The 19,633-nt window shown below is 51.9% G+C and carries 32 protein-coding genes; 30 read left to right on the forward strand and 2 right to left on the reverse strand.

The genetic code is table 11. The features are described from left to right. Window positions 1-111: 111 nt before the first annotated feature. From kefG to slyD, 4 genes are all read left to right on the forward strand, one after another. The gene (gene kefG, locus QMG90_RS01540) at window positions 112-666 is read left to right on the forward strand and encodes a glutathione-regulated potassium-efflux system ancillary protein KefG (protein WP_283282458.1); all 555 of its coding nucleotides are present in this window, start codon (window positions 112-114) and stop codon (window positions 664-666) included. After that, window positions 666-2,471, forward strand: coding sequence for a glutathione-regulated potassium-efflux system protein KefB (gene kefB, locus QMG90_RS01545; RefSeq protein ID WP_283282459.1), 1,806 nt, complete (start codon window positions 666-668; stop codon window positions 2,469-2,471). Before kefG ends, kefB begins: the two co-directional genes overlap by 1 nt. Window positions 2,472-2,481: 10 nt before the next feature. Next, window positions 2,482-2,682 (forward strand): YheV family putative zinc ribbon protein, encoded by a 201-nt coding sequence (locus QMG90_RS01550; protein ID WP_038158617.1) that lies wholly within the window; start codon window positions 2,482-2,484, stop codon window positions 2,680-2,682. A gap of 94 nt (window positions 2,683-2,776) precedes the next feature. Beyond that, window positions 2,777-3,358, forward strand: coding sequence for a peptidylprolyl isomerase (gene slyD / locus QMG90_RS01555; protein WP_049847041.1), 582 nt, complete (start codon window positions 2,777-2,779; stop codon window positions 3,356-3,358). Between the two features lie 72 nt (window positions 3,359-3,430). Here the strand turns inward: slyD and QMG90_RS01560 are convergent, their stop codons facing one another. Further along, complete coding sequence (locus QMG90_RS01560) at window positions 3,431-3,649, reverse strand: protein SlyX (protein WP_283283863.1); 219 nt, start codon at window positions 3,647-3,649, stop codon at window positions 3,431-3,433. Between the two features lie 222 nt (window positions 3,650-3,871). On the opposite strand from QMG90_RS01560, the gene fkpA reads away from it, so the two are divergent. The 11 genes from fkpA (at window position 3,872) to bfr (ending at window position 12,085) form a co-directional block, all read left to right on the forward strand. Next, complete coding sequence (gene fkpA, locus QMG90_RS01565) at window positions 3,872-4,690, forward strand: FKBP-type peptidyl-prolyl cis-trans isomerase (protein WP_283282460.1); 819 nt, start codon at window positions 3,872-3,874, stop codon at window positions 4,688-4,690. Window positions 4,691-4,865: 175 nt separating this feature from the next. Then, window positions 4,866-5,588: a helix-turn-helix transcriptional regulator gene (locus tag QMG90_RS01570; protein WP_054177832.1), complete on the forward strand. Its 723-nt coding sequence runs from the start codon at window positions 4,866-4,868 to the stop codon at window positions 5,586-5,588. Next, entirely contained in the window at window positions 5,588-5,974 is a 387-nt protein-coding gene (tusD, locus tag QMG90_RS01575) for a sulfurtransferase complex subunit TusD (protein WP_283282461.1), read from the forward strand. Before QMG90_RS01570 ends, tusD begins: the two co-directional genes overlap by 1 nt. Beyond that, the gene (gene tusC, locus QMG90_RS01580) at window positions 5,974-6,333 is read left to right on the forward strand and encodes a sulfurtransferase complex subunit TusC (protein WP_283282462.1); all 360 of its coding nucleotides are present in this window, start codon (window positions 5,974-5,976) and stop codon (window positions 6,331-6,333) included. Before tusD ends, tusC begins: the two co-directional genes overlap by 1 nt. 7 nt (window positions 6,334-6,340) lie before the next feature. Continuing rightward, window positions 6,341-6,628, forward strand: coding sequence for a sulfurtransferase complex subunit TusB (tusB, locus tag QMG90_RS01585; RefSeq protein ID WP_283282463.1), 288 nt, complete (start codon window positions 6,341-6,343; stop codon window positions 6,626-6,628). Window positions 6,629-6,753: 125 nt separating this feature from the next. Continuing rightward, on the forward strand, window positions 6,754-7,128 hold the full coding sequence (gene rpsL / locus QMG90_RS01590; protein ID WP_000246815.1) for a 30S ribosomal protein S12: 375 nt from the start codon (window positions 6,754-6,756) through the stop codon (window positions 7,126-7,128). Between the two features lie 95 nt (window positions 7,129-7,223). Further along, a complete protein-coding gene (gene rpsG / locus QMG90_RS01595; RefSeq protein ID WP_013364441.1) occupies window positions 7,224-7,694 on the forward strand; it encodes a 30S ribosomal protein S7 in 471 nt (156 codons plus the stop codon). A 97-nt stretch (window positions 7,695-7,791) separates the two neighbouring features. Continuing rightward, window positions 7,792-9,906: an elongation factor G gene (gene fusA / locus QMG90_RS01600; protein WP_283282464.1), complete on the forward strand. Its 2,115-nt coding sequence runs from the start codon at window positions 7,792-7,794 to the stop codon at window positions 9,904-9,906. A gap of 70 nt (window positions 9,907-9,976) precedes the next feature. Further along, window positions 9,977-11,167, forward strand: coding sequence for an elongation factor Tu (tuf, locus tag QMG90_RS01605; protein WP_283282465.1), 1,191 nt, complete (start codon window positions 9,977-9,979; stop codon window positions 11,165-11,167). A 174-nt stretch (window positions 11,168-11,341) separates the two neighbouring features. Then, window positions 11,342-11,536, forward strand: a complete 195-nt coding sequence (gene bfd / locus QMG90_RS01610) for a bacterioferritin-associated ferredoxin (RefSeq protein ID WP_283282466.1) — start codon at window positions 11,342-11,344, stop codon at window positions 11,534-11,536. 72 nt (window positions 11,537-11,608) lie between these two features. Next, the gene (gene bfr / locus QMG90_RS01615) at window positions 11,609-12,085 is read left to right on the forward strand and encodes a bacterioferritin (protein WP_283282467.1); all 477 of its coding nucleotides are present in this window, start codon (window positions 11,609-11,611) and stop codon (window positions 12,083-12,085) included. Here bfr and QMG90_RS01620 read toward each other — a convergent pair. Then, complete coding sequence (locus tag QMG90_RS01620; protein WP_283282468.1) at window positions 12,069-12,542, reverse strand: prepilin peptidase; 474 nt, start codon at window positions 12,540-12,542, stop codon at window positions 12,069-12,071. The two genes, bfr and QMG90_RS01620, sit on opposite strands and share 17 nt — an antisense overlap. 391 nt (window positions 12,543-12,933) lie before the next feature. Here QMG90_RS01620 and rpsJ point away from each other — a divergent pair, with 391 nt between their 5' ends. The 15 genes from rpsJ to rpsN all read left to right on the forward strand — a co-directional run bounded on the left by rpsJ (window position 12,934) and on the right by rpsN (window position 19,627). After that, entirely contained in the window at window positions 12,934-13,245 is a 312-nt protein-coding gene (gene rpsJ / locus QMG90_RS01625; protein ID WP_001181005.1) for a 30S ribosomal protein S10, read from the forward strand. A 32-nt stretch (window positions 13,246-13,277) separates the two neighbouring features. Continuing rightward, the gene (gene rplC / locus QMG90_RS01630) at window positions 13,278-13,907 is read left to right on the forward strand and encodes a 50S ribosomal protein L3 (protein ID WP_006817279.1); all 630 of its coding nucleotides are present in this window, start codon (window positions 13,278-13,280) and stop codon (window positions 13,905-13,907) included. Window positions 13,908-13,917: 10 nt separating this feature from the next. After that, entirely contained in the window at window positions 13,918-14,523 is a 606-nt protein-coding gene (gene rplD, locus QMG90_RS01635; protein ID WP_000424395.1) for a 50S ribosomal protein L4, read from the forward strand. Further along, window positions 14,520-14,822: a 50S ribosomal protein L23 gene (gene rplW / locus QMG90_RS01640; protein ID WP_038158532.1), complete on the forward strand. Its 303-nt coding sequence runs from the start codon at window positions 14,520-14,522 to the stop codon at window positions 14,820-14,822. The genes rplD and rplW overlap by 4 nt, the downstream gene beginning before the upstream one ends. A gap of 17 nt (window positions 14,823-14,839) precedes the next feature. Beyond that, window positions 14,840-15,661 (forward strand): 50S ribosomal protein L2, encoded by an 822-nt coding sequence (rplB, locus tag QMG90_RS01645; RefSeq protein ID WP_054181092.1) that lies wholly within the window; start codon window positions 14,840-14,842, stop codon window positions 15,659-15,661. A gap of 16 nt (window positions 15,662-15,677) precedes the next feature. Then, on the forward strand, window positions 15,678-15,956 hold the full coding sequence (gene rpsS, locus QMG90_RS01650) for a 30S ribosomal protein S19 (RefSeq protein ID WP_001138115.1): 279 nt from the start codon (window positions 15,678-15,680) through the stop codon (window positions 15,954-15,956). Window positions 15,957-15,970: 14 nt separating this feature from the next. Continuing rightward, a complete protein-coding gene (rplV, locus tag QMG90_RS01655; protein WP_002919773.1) occupies window positions 15,971-16,303 on the forward strand; it encodes a 50S ribosomal protein L22 in 333 nt (110 codons plus the stop codon). Window positions 16,304-16,320: 17 nt separating this feature from the next. Next, window positions 16,321-17,022 (forward strand): 30S ribosomal protein S3, encoded by a 702-nt coding sequence (gene rpsC / locus QMG90_RS01660; RefSeq protein WP_000529945.1) that lies wholly within the window; start codon window positions 16,321-16,323, stop codon window positions 17,020-17,022. Between the two features lie 12 nt (window positions 17,023-17,034). Beyond that, complete coding sequence (gene rplP, locus QMG90_RS01665) at window positions 17,035-17,445, forward strand: 50S ribosomal protein L16 (protein WP_002919759.1); 411 nt, start codon at window positions 17,035-17,037, stop codon at window positions 17,443-17,445. Next, complete coding sequence (rpmC, locus tag QMG90_RS01670) at window positions 17,445-17,636, forward strand: 50S ribosomal protein L29 (protein WP_004388609.1); 192 nt, start codon at window positions 17,445-17,447, stop codon at window positions 17,634-17,636. Before rplP ends, rpmC begins: the two co-directional genes overlap by 1 nt. After that, window positions 17,636-17,890, forward strand: coding sequence for a 30S ribosomal protein S17 (gene rpsQ / locus QMG90_RS01675; protein WP_024549501.1), 255 nt, complete (start codon window positions 17,636-17,638; stop codon window positions 17,888-17,890). Before rpmC ends, rpsQ begins: the two co-directional genes overlap by 1 nt. Before the next feature lie 166 nt (window positions 17,891-18,056). Further along, the gene (rplN, locus tag QMG90_RS01680) at window positions 18,057-18,428 is read left to right on the forward strand and encodes a 50S ribosomal protein L14 (protein ID WP_004388611.1); all 372 of its coding nucleotides are present in this window, start codon (window positions 18,057-18,059) and stop codon (window positions 18,426-18,428) included. Window positions 18,429-18,438: 10 nt separating this feature from the next. Continuing rightward, entirely contained in the window at window positions 18,439-18,753 is a 315-nt protein-coding gene (gene rplX, locus QMG90_RS01685) for a 50S ribosomal protein L24 (protein ID WP_038158520.1), read from the forward strand. Between the two features lie 14 nt (window positions 18,754-18,767). After that, window positions 18,768-19,307, forward strand: a complete 540-nt coding sequence (rplE, locus tag QMG90_RS01690; RefSeq protein ID WP_049847031.1) for a 50S ribosomal protein L5 — start codon at window positions 18,768-18,770, stop codon at window positions 19,305-19,307. A 14-nt stretch (window positions 19,308-19,321) separates the two neighbouring features. Beyond that, window positions 19,322-19,627 carry a 30S ribosomal protein S14 gene (gene rpsN / locus QMG90_RS01695; RefSeq protein ID WP_283282469.1) on the forward strand — a complete coding sequence of 102 codons (306 nt, stop codon included), beginning with the start codon at window positions 19,322-19,324 and terminating at the stop codon, window positions 19,625-19,627. Window positions 19,628-19,633: the final 6 nt, after the last annotated feature.

The following is a 19,633-nucleotide window of genomic DNA, read 5'->3' on the forward strand; positions in this document are numbered from 1 at the left end:
ATGTTCAGACTATGTTAATTTGTCATTATGATAATGTAAGGTGTGAGCAATTTGCCGCACCGGGCCGACATGGTAGCCCAAAACGACAACGATTCAAAAACCGGGAGGGGAATGATGTCTCAGACAGCGAAGGTTTTGCTGCTGTATGCCCATCCGGAATCTCAGGACTCGGTGGCGAACCGGGTTCTGCTTAAGCCGGCACTGCAGCTCAGTAACGTAACGGTACACGACCTGTACGCACATTATCCTGACTTCTTTATTGATATCCCTCGCGAGCAACAGTTGCTGCGCGAGCACGATGTGATCGTTTTTCAGCACCCGCTGTATACCTACAGTTGTCCGTCGTTACTCAAAGAGTGGCTCGACCGCGTGCTGAGTCGGGGGTTCGCCAGCGGAGTGGGGGGGAACCAACTGGCGGGAAAGTACTGGCGTAGCGTGATCACCACGGGTGAGCCGGAAGCGGCCTATCGTCACGACGGGCTGAATCGCTATCCGATGAGCGACATCCTGCGGCCGTTTGAACTGACGGCGGCGATGTGCCGTATGCACTGGATGAATCCGATCATTATTTACTGGGCCCGCCGTCAACCGACGGAAGCGCTGGCCAGCCACGCTAAAGCCTATGGCGAATGGCTGGCGTCACCTGTTACGACGGGAGGTCTTTAATGGAAGGATCGGATCTGCTGTTGGCGGGGGTGATATTTTTGTTTGCGGCGGTGGTTGTGGTGCCGTTTGCGGCGCGTCTGGGCATCGGCGCGGTGCTGGGTTATCTGCTGGCGGGGATCGCTATTGGCCCCTGGGGACTGGGATTCATCAGCGATGTCGATGAAATCCTCCATTTCTCCGAACTCGGGGTGGTGTTCCTGATGTTCATCATCGGGCTGGAGCTGAATCCGTCGAAACTCTGGCAGCTACGACGCTCTATTTTTGGTATTGGCGCGCTGCAGGTCGCCTTTAGTGCGGCGATCCTGGCGGGTTTGCTGATCCTGACCCAGTTCTCGTGGCAGGCGGCGGTGGTTGGCGGTATTGGACTGGCGATGTCGTCTACCGCGATGGCGTTACAGCTGATGCGCGATAAAGGCATGAATCGCAGCGAGGCAGGGCAGCTGGGATTTTCGGTGCTGCTGTTCCAGGATTTGGCCGTCATCCCTGCGCTGGCGTTGGTGCCGCTGCTGGCCGGAACCGGCGATGAACACCCTGACTGGATGAAAATCGGCCTGAAAGTGCTGGTGTTTGCCGGCGTGCTGGTCGGCGGGCGATTCCTGCTGCGACCGGTGTTCCGCTTCATTGCGGCCTCGGGTGTGAGGGAAGTGTTTACCGCCGCGACGCTGCTGCTGGTGCTCGGATCGGCGCTGTTTATGGATGCGCTGGGCCTGTCGATGGCGCTGGGGACGTTTATCGCCGGGGTGCTGCTGGCGGAGAGCGAGTATCGCCACGAACTGGAAATCGCTATCGATCCGTTTAAAGGTTTGTTGCTGGGGCTCTTTTTCATCTCCGTTGGCATGTCGCTGAATCTCGGTGTGCTGTACACGCATCTGTTGTGGGTGGTGGTCAGTGTGGTTGTGCTGGTGGCCGTAAAAACACTGGTGCTTTATGTGCTGGCGCGGGTTAACGGTCTGCGCAGTTCGGAACGGATGCAGTTTGCCGGGGTGCTCAGTCAGGGCGGTGAATTCGCCTTTGTGCTGTTTTCCAGCGCGTCATCGCAGCGGCTGTTCCAGGATGATCAAATGGCGCTGCTGCTGGTGACTGTCACGTTGTCGATGATGACCACGCCGTTGTTGATGAAAGCAATTAATGCACTGCTCTCCCGTCGCCTGAATACGCCGGAAGAAGAAGACGAAGCGCCCTGGGTGGAAAACGATAAACCGCAGGTGATTGTGGTGGGTTTTGGCCGTTTCGGTCAGGTGATTAGCCGTTTGCTGATGGCTAACAAAATGCGCATTACCGTGCTGGAGCGTGATATCAGCGCCGTCAACCTGATGCGAAAATATGGCTATAAAGTGTATTTCGGTGATGCCACGCAGGTGGAACTTCTGCGTTCCGCTGGCGCAGAGGATGCACAGTCCATTGTGATCACCTGCAACGAGCCGGAAGATACCATGAAGCTGGTGGAAGTCTGCCAGCAGCATTTTCCGCATCTGCATATTCTGGCGCGAGCGCGGGGGCGTGTCGAAGCGCATGAGTTGCTGCAGGCGGGTGTCAAACTTTTCTCCCGTGAGACCTTTTCCAGTGCGCTGGAACTGGGGCGCAAGGCGCTGATTTCTTTAGGCATGCACCCGCATCAGGCGCAGCGTGCGCAACTGCATTTTCGGCGACTCGACATGCGCATGTTGCGCGAACTAATGCCAGTACATACCGATACTCAGCAGATCTCCCGCGTTCGGGAAGCTCGGCGCGAACTGGAAGAGATTTTCCAGCGAGAAATGCAACAGGAACGACGCCAGCTGGACGGCTGGGACGAATTTGAATAGAAGGTGAACGATGAGCGTGCGTAAACGTTTTATTGCAGGGGCGAAATGTCCGGCATGCCAGGCGCAGGATTCTCTCGCCATGTGGCGTGAGAATAATGTTGATATTGTTGAGTGTGTTAAGTGCGGACACCAGATGCGCGAGGCGGATAAAGAGGCCCGCGAGCATGTTCGCAAAGACGAGCAAGTGATCGGCATTTTTCATCCGGAGTAGCGATCTGCGCCGTCTTTTTTTAAGCTAGTGGGTACACGGGTGCAGAATTCCGCTACAATCTGCGCCACTATTCTTCCCATGCTCAGGAGATATCATGAAAGTAGCAAAAGACCTGGTGGTCAGCCTGGCCTATCAGGTACGTACAGAAGACGGTGTGTTGGTTGATGAGTCTCCGGTGAGTGCGCCGCTGGACTACCTGCATGGTCACGGTTCCCTGATTTCCGGCCTGGAAAACGCGCTGGACGGTCACGAAGTGGGCGACAAATTTGATGTTGCTGTTACCGCAAACGATGCCTACGGCCAGTATGATGAAAACCTGGTGCAGCGTGTGCCGAAAGACGTCTTCATGGGCGTTGACGAACTGCAGGTAGGCATGCGTTTCCTGGCTGAAACCGATCAGGGTCCGGTTCCGGTTGAAATCACTGAAGTTGAAGACGACCACGTCGTGGTTGATGGCAACCACATGCTGGCGGGCCAGAACCTGAAATTCAACGTTGAAGTGGTTGCGATTCGCGAAGCGACGGCGGAAGAACTGGCTCACGGCCACGTTCACGGTGCGCATGATCATCACCACGATCATGACCACGACCACGACGGTTGCTGCGGCGGCCACGGCCATGACCACGAACATGGTAAAGGTGGTTGTGGCGGTCACGGCGGTTGCGGCTGCCACTAAATACCCATTGTCTTTCAGGCTGCAGGGGCGTTGTTAAAAGATAAAGCGGGGAAATCCCCGCTTTTTTTCGTTTTAATAATGCGGCGGCGGTGTCTCTTCGGACTGTGCCGCAATCTGCGAAGGCTGGCTGGCTTTAAGCTTTTCTGTCATCAGACGAATGTGATCGCGCAGTTTTGCCATCTCCATCTCATGAGCCGTCACGGTTTGATTCAGGTCTTCAATGGTGACCTCCTGAAACGCCAGTCGACTCTCTAATTCTGCCAGTCGCGCTTCCAATGTTTTGTCGCTCATCATTGACCCCCTGTTCTGAAATAGTCGCGGCGGATTCTACTTAACTTTACGATTCTTCGCAGCTTTCCGTCGTTGGCCAGGAAACTAATTTACACAAAAATAGTCTGAAAAGACGCGATATTCAGGAGCGTTCGTATGTAGATTTCTTTTGCAACGATTTATAGTACGCTTCTCATTTACGTTAACCCTGGGGCGAGAGATGCCCCGGCCCTGGAGAGATGGATGAAATCATTTTTTAAAGTAACGCTTCTGGCGACCACAATGGCCGTAGCCCTGAACGCGCCGCTGGCATTTGCTGCTGATGCTGCAAAACCTGCCGCGGCTGCCGACAGCAAAGCTGCGTTCAAAAACGACGACCAGAAGTCCGCTTACGCCCTGGGAGCATCATTGGGTCGTTACATGGAAAATTCCCTGAAAGAGCAAGAGAAACTGGGCATTAAACTGGATAAAGATCAGCTGATCGCCGGTGTTCAGGATGCTTTTGCCAATAAAAGCAAACTCTCCGATCAGGAAATCGAACAGACCCTGCAGGCTTTCGAAACCCGCGTGAAGACTTCTGCTCAGCAGAAAATGGAAAAAGACGCTGCTGATAACGAAGCGAAAGGTAAAACCTACCGCGACACCTTCGCCAAAGAGAAAGGCGTGAAAACCTCCTCTACCGGTCTGCTGTATAAAGTAGAAAAAGAAGGTACCGGCGATGCGCCGAAAGACAGCGACACTGTTGTCGTGAACTACAAAGGGACGCTGATCGACGGTAAAGAGTTCGATAACTCTTATACCCGTGGCGAACCGCTGAGCTTCCGTCTGGATGGCGTTATCCCTGGCTGGACTGAAGGTCTGAAGAACATCAAGAAAGGCGGCAAGATCAAAATGGTCATCCCGCCGGATCTGGCTTACGGCAAAACCGGCGTCCCGGGCATCCCGGCTAACTCTACGCTGGTCTTTGATGTCGAGTTGCTGGATATCAAACCAGCGCCAAAGGCAGACGCTAAACCTGAAGCTGCCGCGGATGAAAAAGCCGCTGAAACCAGCAAAAAATAAGGCAATCAAAGCCGCCGCCTCACAGGGCGGCGGTTTTTTTATTTCAGGGTAGATATAATTAACACTGGAAAGCGCCTAATGCGCTGTATTACCTTAGATGCCCTTAGAATGATGATGATGATGAGCCTGCCCTGACCATCTAACGACAGGCTCCTGAAAAGGAGTGCTTTTTTTCATGTCCAGGTCGCTATTAACCAATGAAACCAGTGAACTTGATTTACTGGATCAACGTCCTTTTGAGCAAACCGACTTTGATATTCTTAAATCCTACGAAGCGGTCGTGGACGGGTTAGCGATGCTTATCGGCTCCCATTGTGAAATTGTGTTGCACTCTTTGCAGGATCTTAAGTGTTCGGCCATCCGTATTGCTAACGGCGAGCACACCGGGCGCAAAATCGGATCGCCAATTACCGATCTTGCTCTGCGCATGCTGCACGATATGACCGGAGCAGATAGCAGCGTTTCCAAATGCTATTTCACTCGCGCTAAAAGTGGCGTGCTGATGAAGTCTGTCACCATTGCCATTCGCAATCGCGATCAGCGTGTCATCGGCCTGCTGTGCATCAATATGAATCTGGATGTTCCGTTCTCGCAGATTATGGGCACCTTTATTCCGCCGGAAACGCCGGAAGTAAATTCGCAGGTCAACTTTGCCTCTTCCGTTGAAGATCTGGTCACCCAGACGCTGGAATTCACCATCGAAGAAGTTAATGCCGATCGTAACGTTTCAAATAACGCTAAAAATCGCCAGATCGTCCTTAATCTTTATGAAAAAGGGATCTTCGATATTAAAGACGCCATTAACCAGGTGGCTGACCGTCTGAATATTTCGAAGCACACGGTGTATCTTTATATTCGCCAGTTCAAAAGCGGCGACTTCCAGGGGCAAGATAAGTAATGCGATTTGCCCTGATGGTGACGGGCCCCGCCTACGGTACGCAACAGGCCAGCAGCGCATTGCAGTTTGCGCGTGCGCTGGCGGCGGAAGGGCATGAGCTTGTCAGTGTCTTCTTTTATCGGGAAGGGGTATACAACGCGAATCAGCTGACCTCGCCCGCCAGCGATGAATTTGACATGGTGCGTGCATGGCAACAACTTCACGAGCAGCAGGGCGTGGCATTGCACATATGTGTGGCCGCCGCGCTGCGTCGTGGCGTCACCGATGAAACCGAAGCGCGTCAGCTCGGCCTTCCGGCGTTTAATTTGCAGCCGGGTTTTATGCTGAGCGGTCTGGGCGCGCTGGCGGAAGCCACATTAACTTGCGATCGCGTGGTGCAATTCTGATGAAACGCGTCGCCTTTGTCTTTTCTACCGCGCCACATGGCAGCGCGTCAGGGCGTGAAGGGCTGGATGCGCTACTGGCCACCTCCGCGCTGACGGACGAAATCGGCGTGTTCTTTGTCGGCGACGGCGTGTTGCAAATCCTCGACGGGCAACATCCGCAAATGGTGCTGGCGCGGGATTACATCGCGACCTTCAAACTGCTGCCGCTGTACGATATCGAACAGTGCTGGATGTGCGCAGCCTCGCTGCGTGAGCGCGGCATTGGCGGCGAGGCGAAATGGGTGGTTGACGCTGAAGCGCTGGAGCCAGAGCCGCTCCGCCAGCAGCTCGATCGTTTTGACGTCATTCTCCGCTTTTGAGGCGCCCATGCTCCATACTTTACGTTGTTCTCCCTGGCATGCTGACATCAACGCGCTTTTGCGGCTGGTGAAAGAGGGCGACGACCTGCTGTTGCTCTCTGATGGCGTGCTGGCCGCGGTTGAAGGCAGCCGCTTTATTGAAATTCTTCAAAAGGCCCCCATATCGCTTCATGTCCTACAGGAAGATGTTGAAGCCCGGGGTCTTTCCGGTCAAATTTCGAGCAGTGTCGTCAGGGTTGACTATACTGATTTCGTCAGGCTCACCGTCAAACATCCAGGGCTGCTGGCCTGGTGAAGACCAGAACGTTGTATATTTCTTGACACCTTTTCAGCGTGGCCCTAAAATTTCGCGTCCTCATATTGTATGAGGTCGTTTTATTACGTGTTTACGAAGCAAAAGCTAAAACCAGGAGCTATTTAATGGCAACAGTTAACCAGCTGGTACGCAAACCACGTGCACGCAAAGTTGCAAAGAGCAACGTGCCTGCGCTGGAAGCATGCCCGCAGAAACGTGGCGTATGTACTCGTGTATATACCACCACCCCTAAGAAACCGAACTCCGCACTGCGTAAAGTTTGCCGTGTGCGTCTGACTAACGGTTTCGAAGTCACCTCCTATATCGGTGGTGAAGGTCACAACCTGCAGGAGCACTCCGTGATCCTGATCCGTGGCGGTCGTGTAAAAGACCTTCCGGGTGTTCGTTATCACACCGTTCGTGGTGCGCTTGACTGCTCTGGCGTTAAAGACCGTAAGCAGGCTCGCTCCAAGTATGGCGTGAAGCGTCCTAAGGCTTAATGGTTCTCCGTTAAGTAAGGCCAAACGTTTTAAATTAATGTCAAACTAAACTCTTTGAGTTTTGGACAATCCTGAATTAACAACGGAGTATTTCCATGCCACGTCGTCGCGTCATTGGTCAGCGTAAAATTCTGCCGGATCCGAAGTTCGGATCAGAACTGCTGGCTAAATTTGTCAATATCCTGATGGTAGATGGTAAAAAATCTACTGCAGAATCAATCGTATACAGCGCGCTGGAGACCCTGGCTCAGCGCTCTGGTAAAAATGAACTGGAAGCTTTCGAAGTAGCTCTCGAAAACGTGCGCCCGACTGTCGAAGTTAAGTCTCGCCGCGTTGGTGGTTCTACTTATCAGGTACCAGTTGAAGTCCGTCCGGTTCGCCGTAATGCTCTGGCAATGCGTTGGATCGTTGAAGCTGCTCGTAAACGCGGTGATAAATCTATGGCCCTGCGTCTGGCGAACGAACTCACTGACGCTGCAGATAACAAAGGTACTGCAGTGAAGAAACGTGAAGACGTTCACCGTATGGCAGAAGCCAACAAGGCGTTCGCACACTACCGCTGGTAATCCCATCGGAGTTTTAGTCACCAGGCGGGCGCTTCAGGTAAGCTGCCCGCACTGGGTTACTTAATCTGAACGCCTAAAGAGACAAACGAGGAATCAAATGGCTCGTACAACACCCATCGCACGTTACCGTAACATCGGTATCAGTGCGCACATCGACGCCGGTAAAACCACTACTACCGAACGTATTCTGTTCTACACCGGTGTAAACCACAAAATCGGTGAAGTTCATGACGGCGCCGCAACCATGGACTGGATGGAGCAGGAGCAGGAACGTGGTATCACCATCACTTCCGCTGCGACTACTGCATTCTGGTCTGGTATGGCTAAGCAGTATGAACCGCACCGTGTCAACATCATCGACACCCCGGGGCACGTTGACTTCACTATCGAAGTAGAACGTTCCATGCGTGTACTCGATGGTGCGGTAATGGTTTACTGCGCAGTTGGTGGTGTTCAGCCGCAGTCTGAAACCGTATGGCGTCAGGCAAACAAATATAAAGTTCCACGCATTGCGTTCGTTAACAAAATGGACCGCATGGGCGCGAACTTCCTGAAAGTTGTTGGTCAGATCAAATCCCGTCTGGGCGCGAACCCGGTTCCGCTGCAGCTGGCAATTGGTGCTGAAGAAGCTTTCACCGGCGTTATCGACCTGGTGAAAATGAAGGCCATCAACTGGAACGATGCAGACCAGGGCGTTACCTTCGAATACGAAGATATCCCGGCGAGCATGCAGGAACTGGCTGACGAATGGCACCAGAACCTGATCGAGTCCGCAGCTGAAGCTTCTGAAGAGCTGATGGAAAAATACCTGGGTGGTGAAGAACTGACTGAAGAAGAGATCAAAAAAGCTCTGCGTCAGCGCGTTCTGAACAACGAAATCATCCTGGTAACCTGCGGTTCTGCGTTCAAGAACAAAGGTGTACAGGCGATGCTGGATGCGGTAGTTGACTACCTGCCATCTCCGGTAGACGTTCCTGCGATCAACGGTATTCTGGACGACGGTAAAGATACTCCGGCTGAGCGTCACGCCAGCGATGATGAGCCTTTCTCTGCACTGGCATTCAAAATCGCTACTGACCCGTTCGTGGGTAACCTGACCTTCTTCCGCGTGTACTCTGGTGTGGTTAACTCCGGTGATACCATCCTGAACTCCGTGAAGGCCGCTCGTGAACGTTTTGGTCGTATCGTTCAGATGCACGCCAACAAACGTGAAGAGATCAAAGAAGTTCGCGCAGGCGACATCGCTGCAGCGATCGGTCTGAAAGACGTGACCACAGGTGATACCCTGTGTGATCCGGATCATCCGATCATTCTGGAGCGTATGGAATTCCCGGAACCGGTAATCTCCATCGCCGTAGAACCGAAAACCAAAGCTGACCAGGAAAAAATGGGTCTGGCTCTGGGCCGTCTGGCTAAAGAAGACCCGTCTTTCCGCGTATGGACTGACGAAGAATCTAACCAGACCATTATCGCTGGTATGGGTGAACTGCACCTCGACATCATCGTTGACCGTATGAAGCGTGAATTCAACGTTGAAGCGAACGTCGGTAAACCTCAGGTTGCTTACCGCGAAGCGATTCGCGCGAAAGTTACCGATATCGAAGGTAAACACGCCAAGCAGTCTGGTGGTCGTGGTCAGTACGGTCATGTTGTTATCGACATGTACCCGCTGGAGCCGGGCTCAAACCCGAAAGGTTACGAGTTCATCAACGACATCAAAGGTGGTGTAATTCCTGGCGAATACATCCCTGCCGTTGATAAAGGCATCCAGGAGCAGCTGAAGTCTGGTCCGCTGGCGGGTTACCCGGTAGTTGATCTCGGTGTGCGTCTGCACTTCGGTTCTTACCATGACGTTGACTCCTCTGAGCTGGCGTTTAAACTGGCGGCTTCTATCGCCTTTAAAGATGGCTTTAAGAAAGCAAAACCTGTTCTTCTTGAGCCGATCATGAAGGTTGAAGTTGAAACGCCGGAAGAGAACACCGGTGACGTTATCGGTGACTTGAGCCGTCGTCGCGGTATGCTGCGTGGTCAGGAATCCGAAGTGACTGGCGTTAAGATCCACGCTGAAGTTCCGCTGTCTGAAATGTTCGGATATGCGACTCAGCTGCGTTCTCTGACCAAAGGTCGTGCATCATACACCATGGAATTCCTGAAGTATGATGATGCGCCGAACAACGTTGCTCAGGCCGTAATTGAAGCCCGTGGTAAATAAGCCGTAGGGTTAAAACCAAAGTCCCGTGCTCTCTCCACGAGGGGAGAGCACTATAGTAAGGAATATAGCCGTGTCTAAAGAAAAATTTGAACGTACAAAACCGCACGTCAACGTCGGTACTATCGGCCACGTTGACCATGGTAAAACTACCCTGACCGCTGCAATCACTACCGTACTGGCTAAAACCTACGGTGGTGCTGCTCGCGCATTCGATCAGATCGATAACGCGCCGGAAGAAAAAGCTCGTGGTATCACCATCAACACTTCTCACGTTGAATACGATACCCCGACTCGCCACTACGCACACGTAGACTGCCCGGGCCACGCCGACTATGTTAAAAACATGATCACTGGTGCGGCACAGATGGACGGCGCAATCCTGGTAGTTGCTGCGACTGACGGCCCGATGCCGCAGACTCGTGAGCACATCCTGCTGGGTCGTCAGGTAGGCGTTCCGTACATCATCGTGTTCCTGAACAAATGCGACATGGTTGATGACGAAGAGCTGCTGGAACTGGTAGAGATGGAAGTTCGCGAACTGCTGTCTCAGTACGATTTCCCGGGCGACGACACGCCGATCGTTCGTGGTTCTGCTCTGAAAGCGCTGGAAGGCGACGCAGAGTGGGAAGCGAAAATCATCGAACTCGAACTGGCAGGCTTCCTGGATACTTACATTCCGGAACCAGAGCGTGCGATTGACAAGCCGTTCCTGCTGCCGATCGAAGACGTATTCTCCATTTCTGGTCGTGGTACCGTTGTTACCGGTCGTGTAGAGCGCGGTATCATCAAAGTGGGTGAAGAAGTTGAAATCGTTGGTATCAAGGAGACAGCGAAGTCCACCTGTACTGGCGTAGAAATGTTCCGCAAACTGCTGGACGAAGGCCGTGCTGGTGAGAACGTAGGTGTTCTGCTGCGTGGTATCAAACGTGAAGAAATCGAACGTGGTCAGGTACTGGCGAAGCCGGGCACCATTAACCCGCACACCAAGTTCGAATCTGAAGTGTACATTCTGTCCAAAGACGAAGGCGGCCGTCACACTCCGTTCTTCAAAGGCTACCGTCCGCAGTTCTACTTCCGTACAACTGACGTGACTGGCACCATCGAACTGCCGGAAGGCGTAGAGATGGTAATGCCGGGCGACAACATCAAAATGGTTGTTACCCTGATCCACCCGATCGCGATGGACGACGGTCTGCGTTTCGCAATCCGTGAAGGCGGCCGTACTGTTGGTGCGGGCGTTGTTGCTAAAGTTCTGAGCTAATCATTTAGCTTTGAATAAAAAAGGGCGCTTCGGCGCCCTTTTTGCTTTCTGTTATTTTTCCGGAAACATTCGTATGCATTTTAATCGTTACCGCCGCACCGGTTTCATAATTGTGCTATTGTAATCATAACTATTCTCATTTACACTTTGCGCATAAAGTAAACGGGAGCAATTATGTTCGTTTGTTTGTGTAATGGTGTAAGCGATAAAAAAATACGGCAGGCAGTTCGCCAGTTTCATCCACAGTCATTTCAGCAGCTTCGTAAGTTTATTCCCGTTGCAAATCAATGTGGTAAATGCGCGCGGGCCGCGCGTGAGATAATGCAGGATGAATTAACCCAGATGCCGGAATATAAAGAGATTGCCTGAGGCTCTATCTTTTTTTTGACATCCCTGTAGCCCCATCTACGCTTCAATGAGTGGAAGCGGAGGGACTATAAAATGAAAGGTGATGTTAAAGTTATAAATTATCTCAATAAATTATTGGGAAATGAGCTTGTCGCTATCAACCAGTACTTTCTCCATGCGAGAATGTTCAAAAACTGGGGCCTGATGCGCCTCAATGATGTTGAGTACCACGAATCCATCGACGAAATGAAGCATGCCGATAAATACATCGAACGCATTCTTTTTCTCGAAGGCATCCCCAACCTGCAAGACCTGGGCAAATTAAACATCGGTGAAGATGTTGAAGAGATGCTGCGCTCCGATCTCGCGCTTGAGCTTGATGGCGCACAAAATCTCCGTGAAGCGATTGCCTATGCTGACACCGTTCATGATTACGTCAGCCGCGATATGATGATCGAAATCCTGGCGGATGAAGAAGGCCATATCGACTGGCTGGAAACCGAACTGGATCTCATCGATAAACTGGGTCTGCAGAACTATCTCCAGTCGCAAATCAAAGTGGAAGACTGAGCACCGTCTGCCAGCTACAAATCCAACCCGCTGCCGCCAGAAATGGCCCGAAAGGCAGCGGGTTTTTTATTGGCCGTAAAGAAAGGTCATCAATAGCCTGGATGCATATAAACAGCAACGCCAGGCTTGCCGCAATACAGACGAGCTGAGGGAGTTGCTGCCAGCCATGCCATGCACCCAGCGCGGCCAGAAATTTCACATCGCCATACCCCAACCCTTCCTGTTTTCGGAGCCATCGGTATCCCCAATAGATAGCAGCAAACGCCAGGTAACCGACGATAGCGCCAAGAACAGACAGCGGCAGCAGCTCCGGGAATAAGCAGAGATAAAACAATTGCCCGCTCCACAGCAGCGGGCAGGTCAACCTGTCTGGTAACAGGCGCGCTTTGAGATCGTGCCAGCCCAGCGTCAACGTTAACCCGGCGTAAATAAAGAAGAAGGGGAGAGCAGCAATCATCAATTTAACCTGTCAGCCAGTAAGTCGCAGCAGTGTCGGCGTAACAGTGCCGTGGCAGCAAAAGGCAAAATATGGTATTGCGTAGCGCTATCCAGAGAATCTCTGTCTTGTTACCTGCGTTGTATAAAAACGCCAGCCACGATCGCATCGCCGGCAGCCGGCATATTGTTGAAATAGTAAACACAGCTTGCTTCGCGGCGAGATTTGCGTATAATGCGCGGGCTTGTCAAAATTGACGGCGGGTTCGATATGAACTCTGGCAGAGTTAATTTTCTGTCAAACAATGTTCCCAATCGGGGAACTACGTAAGAACGGTTACACTCCCCCATCAATCGTAATGGGTGCGAGGAGTAATCATTTTCGTTTATAAAATAATTGGAGCTCTGGTCTCATGCAGAACCAAAGAATCCGTATCCGCCTGAAAGCGTTCGATCACCGTCTGATCGATCAATCAACCGCGGAAATCGTCGAGACTGCTAAGCGCACTGGTGCGCAAGTCCGTGGTCCGATCCCGCTGCCGACCCGCAAAGAGCGCTTCACCGTTCTGATCTCCCCGCACGTCAACAAAGACGCGCGCGACCAGTACGAAATCCGCACTCATAAGCGTCTGGTTGACATCGTTGAGCCAACTGAGAAAACCGTTGATGCTCTGATGCGTCTGGATCTGGCTGCCGGTGTAGACGTGCAGATCAGCCTGGGTTAATCAGGTCATCGAGCGATTGAGAGGTTGAAACAATGATTGGTTTAGTCGGTAAAAAAGTGGGTATGACCCGCATCTTCACTGAAGATGGCGTCTCTATCCCAGTAACCGTAATCGAAGTTGAAGCAAACCGCGTTACTCAGGTTAAAGATCTGGCTAACGATGGCTACCGTGCCATTCAGGTTACCACCGGTGCTAAAAAAGCTAACCGTGTAACCAAGCCGGAAGCGGGTCACTTCGCTAAAGCTGGCGTTGAAGCTGGCCGTGGTCTGTGGGAATTCCGTCTTGCTGAAGGCGAAGAGTTCACCGTAGGTCAGGACATTAGCGTTGAGCTGTTTGCTGAAGTTAAAAAAGTTGACGTAACTGGCACCTCTAAAGGTAAAGGTTTCGCTGGTACCGTTAAGCGCTGGAACTTCCGTACCCAGGACGCGACTCACGGTAACTCCTTGTCTCACCGCGTTCCGGGTTCTATCGGTCAGAACCAGACTCCGGGCAAAGTGTTTAAAGGCAAGAAAATGGCAGGTCAGCTGGGTAACGAACGTGTCACCGTTCAGAGCCTGGACGTAGTACGTGTTGACGCTGAGCGCAACCTGCTGCTGGTTAAAGGTGCTGTCCCGGGTGCAACCGGTAGCGACCTGATCGTTAAACCAGCTGTGAAGGCGTGAGGAGATAGCAATGGAATTAGTATTGAAAGACGCGCAGAGCGCGCTGACTGTTTCCGAAACTACCTTCGGTCGTGATTTCAACGAAGCGCTGGTTCACCAGGTTGTTGTTGCTTATGCAGCTGGTGCTCGTCAGGGCACTCGTGCTCAGAAGACCCGTGCTGAAGTAACTGGTTCCGGTAAAAAACCGTGGCGTCAGAAAGGCACCGGCCGTGCGCGTTCAGGTTCTATCAAGAGCCCGATCTGGCGTTCAGGTGGCGTGACCTTCGCTGCGCGTCCGCAGGACCACAGTCAAAAAGTTAACAAAAAGATGTACCGCGGCGCGCTGAAAAGCATTCTGTCCGAGCTGGTACGTCAGGATCGTCTGATCGTTGTCGAGAAGTTCTCTGTAGAAGCGCCGAAAACTAAGCTGCTGGCACAGAAACTGAAAGACATGGCTCTGGAAGATGTGCTGATCATCACCGGTGAGCTGGACGAGAACCTGTTCCTGGCTGCGCGCAACCTGCACAAGGTTGACGTACGCGATGCAACTGGTATCGACCCGGTTAGCCTGATCGCCTTCGACAAAGTCGTAATGACTGCTGATGCTGTTAAGCAAGTTGAGGAGATGCTGGCATGATTCGTGAAGAACGTCTGCTGAAGGTGCTGCGTGCACCGCACGTTTCTGAAAAAGCGTCTACTGCGATGGAAAAAACAAACACCATCGTTCTCAAAGTTGCTAAAGACGCGACTAAAGCAGAAATCAAAGCTGCTGTGCAGAAACTGTTTGAAGTCAAAGTTGATACCGTACGTACCCTGGTCGTTAAAGGCAAGGTGAAGCGTCACGGACAGCGTATCGGTCGTCGTAGCGACTGGAAAAAAGCTTACGTCACCCTGGAAGAAGGCCAGAATCTGGACTTCGTTGGCGGCGCTGAGTAAGTCGGAGGAGTAATACAATGGCAGTTGTTAAATGTAAACCGACATCTCCGGGTCGTCGCCACGTCGTTAAAGTGGTAAACCCTGAGCTGCACAAGGGCAAACCTTTTGCTCCGCTGCTGGAAAAAAACAGCAAATCCGGTGGTCGTAACAACAATGGCCGTATCACCACTCGTCATATCGGTGGTGGCCACAAGCAGGCATACCGTATTGTTGACTTCAAACGCAACAAAGATGGTATCCCGGCAGTTGTTGAACGTCTTGAGTACGATCCGAACCGTTCCGCGAACATCGCGCTGGTTCTGTACAAAGACGGCGAACGCCGTTACATCCTGGCCCCTAAAGGCCTGAAAGCGGGCGACCAGATTCAGTCTGGCGTTGATGCTGCAATCAAAGCGGGTAACACCCTGCCGATGCGCAATATCCCGGTTGGTTCTACCGTTCATAACGTAGAAATGAAACCAGGTAAAGGCGGTCAGCTGGCGCGTTCTGCTGGTACTTACGTTCAGATCGTTGCACGTGATGGTGCTTATGTCACCCTGCGTCTGCGTTCTGGTGAAATGCGTAAAGTCGAAGCAGACTGCCGCGCAACTCTGGGCGAAGTTGGCAATGCTGAGCATATGCTGCGCGTTCTGGGTAAAGCAGGTGCTGCACGTTGGCGTGGTGTTCGTCCTACCGTTCGCGGTACTGCGATGAACCCGGTCGACCACCCACATGGTGGTGGTGAAGGTCGTAACTTTGGTAAGCACCCGGTAACACCGTGGGGCATTCAGACCAAAGGTAAGAAGACCCGCAGCAACAAGCGTACTGATAAATTCATCGTACGTCGCCGTAGCAAATAATATTAGAGGATAAGCCATGCCACGTTCTCTCAAGAAAGGTCCTTTTATTGACCTGCACTTGCTGAAGAAGGTAGAGAAAGCGGTGGAAAGCGGAGACAAGAAGCCCCTGCGCACTTGGTCCCGTCGTTCAACGATCTTTCCAAACATGATCGGTTTGACCATCGCTGTCCATAATGGTCGTCAGCACGTTCCGGTATTTGTTTCCGACGAAATGGTCGGTCACAAACTGGGTGAATTCGCACCGACTCGTACTTATCGCGGCCATGCTGCTGATAAAAAAGCGAAGAAGAAATAAGGTAGGAGGAAGAGATGGAAACTTTAGCTCAACATCGCCATGCTCGTTCTTCTGCTCAGAAGGTCCGCCTTGTTGCTGACCTGATTCGCGGTAAGAAAGTGTCGCAGGCCCTGGATATTCTGACCTACACCAATAAGAAAGCGGCTGTACTGGTCAAGAAAGTTCTGGAATCTGCCATTGCTAACGCTGAACACAACGATGGCGCTGACATTGACGATCTGAAAGTTGCGAAAATTTTCGTAGACGAAGGCCCGAGCATGAAGCGCATTATGCCGCGTGCGAAAGGTCGTGCAGATCGCATCCTGAAGCGCACCAGCCACATCACTGTGGTTGTGTCCGATCGCTGAGACTCTGGAGACTAGCAATGGGTCAGAAAGTACATCCTAATGGTATTCGCCTGGGTATTGTCAAACCTTGGAACTCTACCTGGTTCGCGAACACCAAAGAATTCGCTGACAACCTGGACAGCGATTTTAAAGTACGTCAGTACCTGACAAAGGAACTGGCAAAAGCGTCCGTATCTCGTATCGTTATCGAGCGTCCGGCTAAGAGCATCCGTGTGACTATTCACACTGCTCGCCCGGGTATCGTTATCGGTAAGAAAGGCGAAGACGTAGAAAAACTGCGCAAGGTCGTAGCGGATATCGCTGGCGTTCCTGCACAGATCAATATCGCCGAAGTTCGTAAACCTGAACTGGACGCAAAACTGGTTGCTGACAGCATCACTTCTCAGCTGGAACGTCGTGTTATGTTCCGTCGTGCGATGAAGCGTGCTGTACAGAACGCCATGCGTCTGGGCGCTAAAGGTATCAAAGTTGAAGTTAGCGGCCGTCTGGGCGGCGCGGAAATCGCACGTACCGAATGGTACCGTGAAGGTCGCGTACCGCTGCACACTCTGCGTGCTGACATTGACTACAACACCTCTGAAGCGCACACCACTTACGGTGTAATCGGCGTTAAAGTGTGGATCTTCAAAGGTGAGATCCTGGGTGGTATGGCTGCTGTTGAACAACCGGAAAAACCGGCTGCTCAACCTAAAAAGCAGCAGCGTAAAGGCCGTAAATAAGGAGCGTCGCTGATGTTACAACCAAAGCGTACAAAATTCCGTAAAGTGCACAAAGGCCGCAACCGTGGTCTGGCGCAGGGTACGGATGTTAGCTTCGGCACTTTCGGTCTGAAAGCTGTTGGCCGTGGTCGTCTGACTGCACGTCAGATCGAAGCAGCACGTCGTGCAATGACCCGTGCAGTGAAGCGTCAAGGTAAGATCTGGATCCGTGTATTCCCGGACAAACCGATCACCGAGAAGCCGCTGGAAGTTCGTATGGGTAAAGGTAAAGGTAACGTGGAGTATTGGGTTGCCTTGATTCAGCCGGGTAAAGTCCTGTATGAAATGGACGGCGTACCGGAAGAGCTGGCCCGTGAAGCATTCGGCCTGGCAGCAGCGAAACTGCCGATCAAAACCACCTTTGTAACTAAGACGGTGATGTAATGAAAGCAAAAGAGCTGCGTGAAAAAAGCGTTGAAGAGCTGAACACTGAGCTGCTGAACCTGCTGCGCGAGCAGTTCAATCTGCGCATGCAGGCTGCAAGTGGCCAGCTGCAACAGACTCACCTGTTGAAACAGGTTCGTCGTGATGTTGCACGCGTTAAGACTTTACTGACTGAGAAGGCGGGTGCGTAATGACCGATAAAATCCGTACTCTGCAAGGTCGCGTTGTGAGTGACAAAATGGAGAAATCCATTGTTGTTGCCATCGAGCGTTTTGTGAAACACCCGATCTACGGTAAATTCATCAAACGTACGACCAAACTGCACGTACATGACGAGAACAACGAAAGCGGTATCGGTGACGTGGTTGAAATCCGCGAATGCCGTCCGCTGTCCAAGACTAAGTCCTGGACTCTGGTTCGCGTTGTAGAGAAAGCGGTTCTGTAATACAGTACGCAATCTCGATACGGATAAACGGCTCAGCGATGAGCCGTTTATTTTTTCTACCCTTATCCTGAGAGCGGTGTTATAATGCTGCGCCCTCGATATGGGGCTTTTTTAACGACCCTAATTTTGGGGTCTCAGTAGTAGTTGACATTAGCGGAGCACTGAAATGATCCAAGAACAGACTATGCTGAACGTCGCCGACAACTCCGGTGCGCGTCGCGTAATGTGTATCAAGGTTCTGGGTGGCTCGCACCGTCGCTACGCAGGCGTAGGCGACATCATCAAGATCACCATCAAAGAAGCAATTCCGCGTGGTAAGGTCAAAAAAGGTGATGTGCTGAAGGCGGTAGTGGTGCGCACCAAGAAGGGTGTTCGTCGCCCTGACGGTTCTGTCGTTCGCTTCGATGGTAATGCTTGTGTTCTTCTGAACAATAACAGCGAGCAGCCTATCGGTACGCGTATTTTTGGGCCGGTAACTCGTGAACTTCGTTCTGAGAAGTTTATGAAAATCATCTCTCTGGCACCAGAAGTACTCTAAGGAGCGAATCATGGCAGCGAAAATCCGTCGTGATGACGAAGTTATCGTGTTAACCGGTAAAGATAAAGGTAAGCGCGGTAAAGTTAAGAATGTTCTGTCTTCCGGCAAGATCATTGTTGAAGGTATCAACCTGGTTAAGAAACATCAGAAGCCGGTTCCGGCCCTGAACCAACCGGGTGGCATCGTTGAAAAAGAAGCTGCTATTCAGGTTTCTAACGTTGCAATCTTCAATACGGCAACCGGTAAGGCTGACCGTGTAGGCTTTAGATTCGAAGACGGTAAAAAAGTCCGTTTCTTCAAGTCTAATAGCGAAACTATCAAGTAATTTGGAGTAGTACGATGGCGAAACTGCATGATTACTACAAAGACGAAGTAGTTAAGAAACTCATGACTGAGTTTAACTACAATTCTGTCATGCAAGTCCCTCGGGTCGAGAAGATCACCCTGAATATGGGTGTTGGTGAAGCGATCGCTGACAAGAAACTGCTGGATAACGCAGCAGCTGACCTGGCAGCAATCTCCGGTCAAAAACCGCTGATCACCAAAGCACGCAAATCTGTTGCAGGCTTCAAAATCCGTCAGGGCTATCCGATCGGCTGTAAAGTAACTCTGCGTGGCGAACGCATGTGGGAGTTCTTTGAGCGCCTGATCACTATTGCTGTACCGCGTATTCGTGACTTCCGTGGCCTGTCTACGAAGTCTTTCGATGGTCGTGGTAACTACAGCATGGGTGTCCGTGAGCAGATCATCTTCCCAGAAATCGACTATGACAAAGTCGACCGCGTTCGTGGTTTGGATATTACCATTACCACTACTGCGACTTCTGACGAAGAAGGCCGTGCTCTGCTGGCTGCCTTTGACTTCCCGTTCCGCAAGTAAGGTAGGGTTACTGAATGGCTAAGCAATCAATGAAAGCACGCGAAGTAAAACGCGTAGCTTTAGCTGATAAATACTTCGCGAAACGCGCTGAACTGAAAGCGATCATCTCTGATGTGAACGCTTCCGACGAAGATCGTTGGAATGCAGTTCTCAAGCTGCAGACTCTGCCGCGTGATTCCAGCCCGTCTCGTCAGCGTAATCGCTGCCGTCAAACAGGTCGTCCGCATGGTTTCCTGCGGAAGTTCGGGTTGAGCCGTATCAAGGTCCGTGAAGCCGCTATGTGCGGTGAAATCCCGGGTCTGAAAAAGGCTAGCTGGTAATTGTCA

The sequence above is a fragment of the Trabulsiella odontotermitis genome (assembly GCF_030053895.1).
Taxonomy (GTDB): Bacteria; Pseudomonadota; Gammaproteobacteria; order Enterobacterales; family Enterobacteriaceae; genus Trabulsiella; species Trabulsiella odontotermitis_C.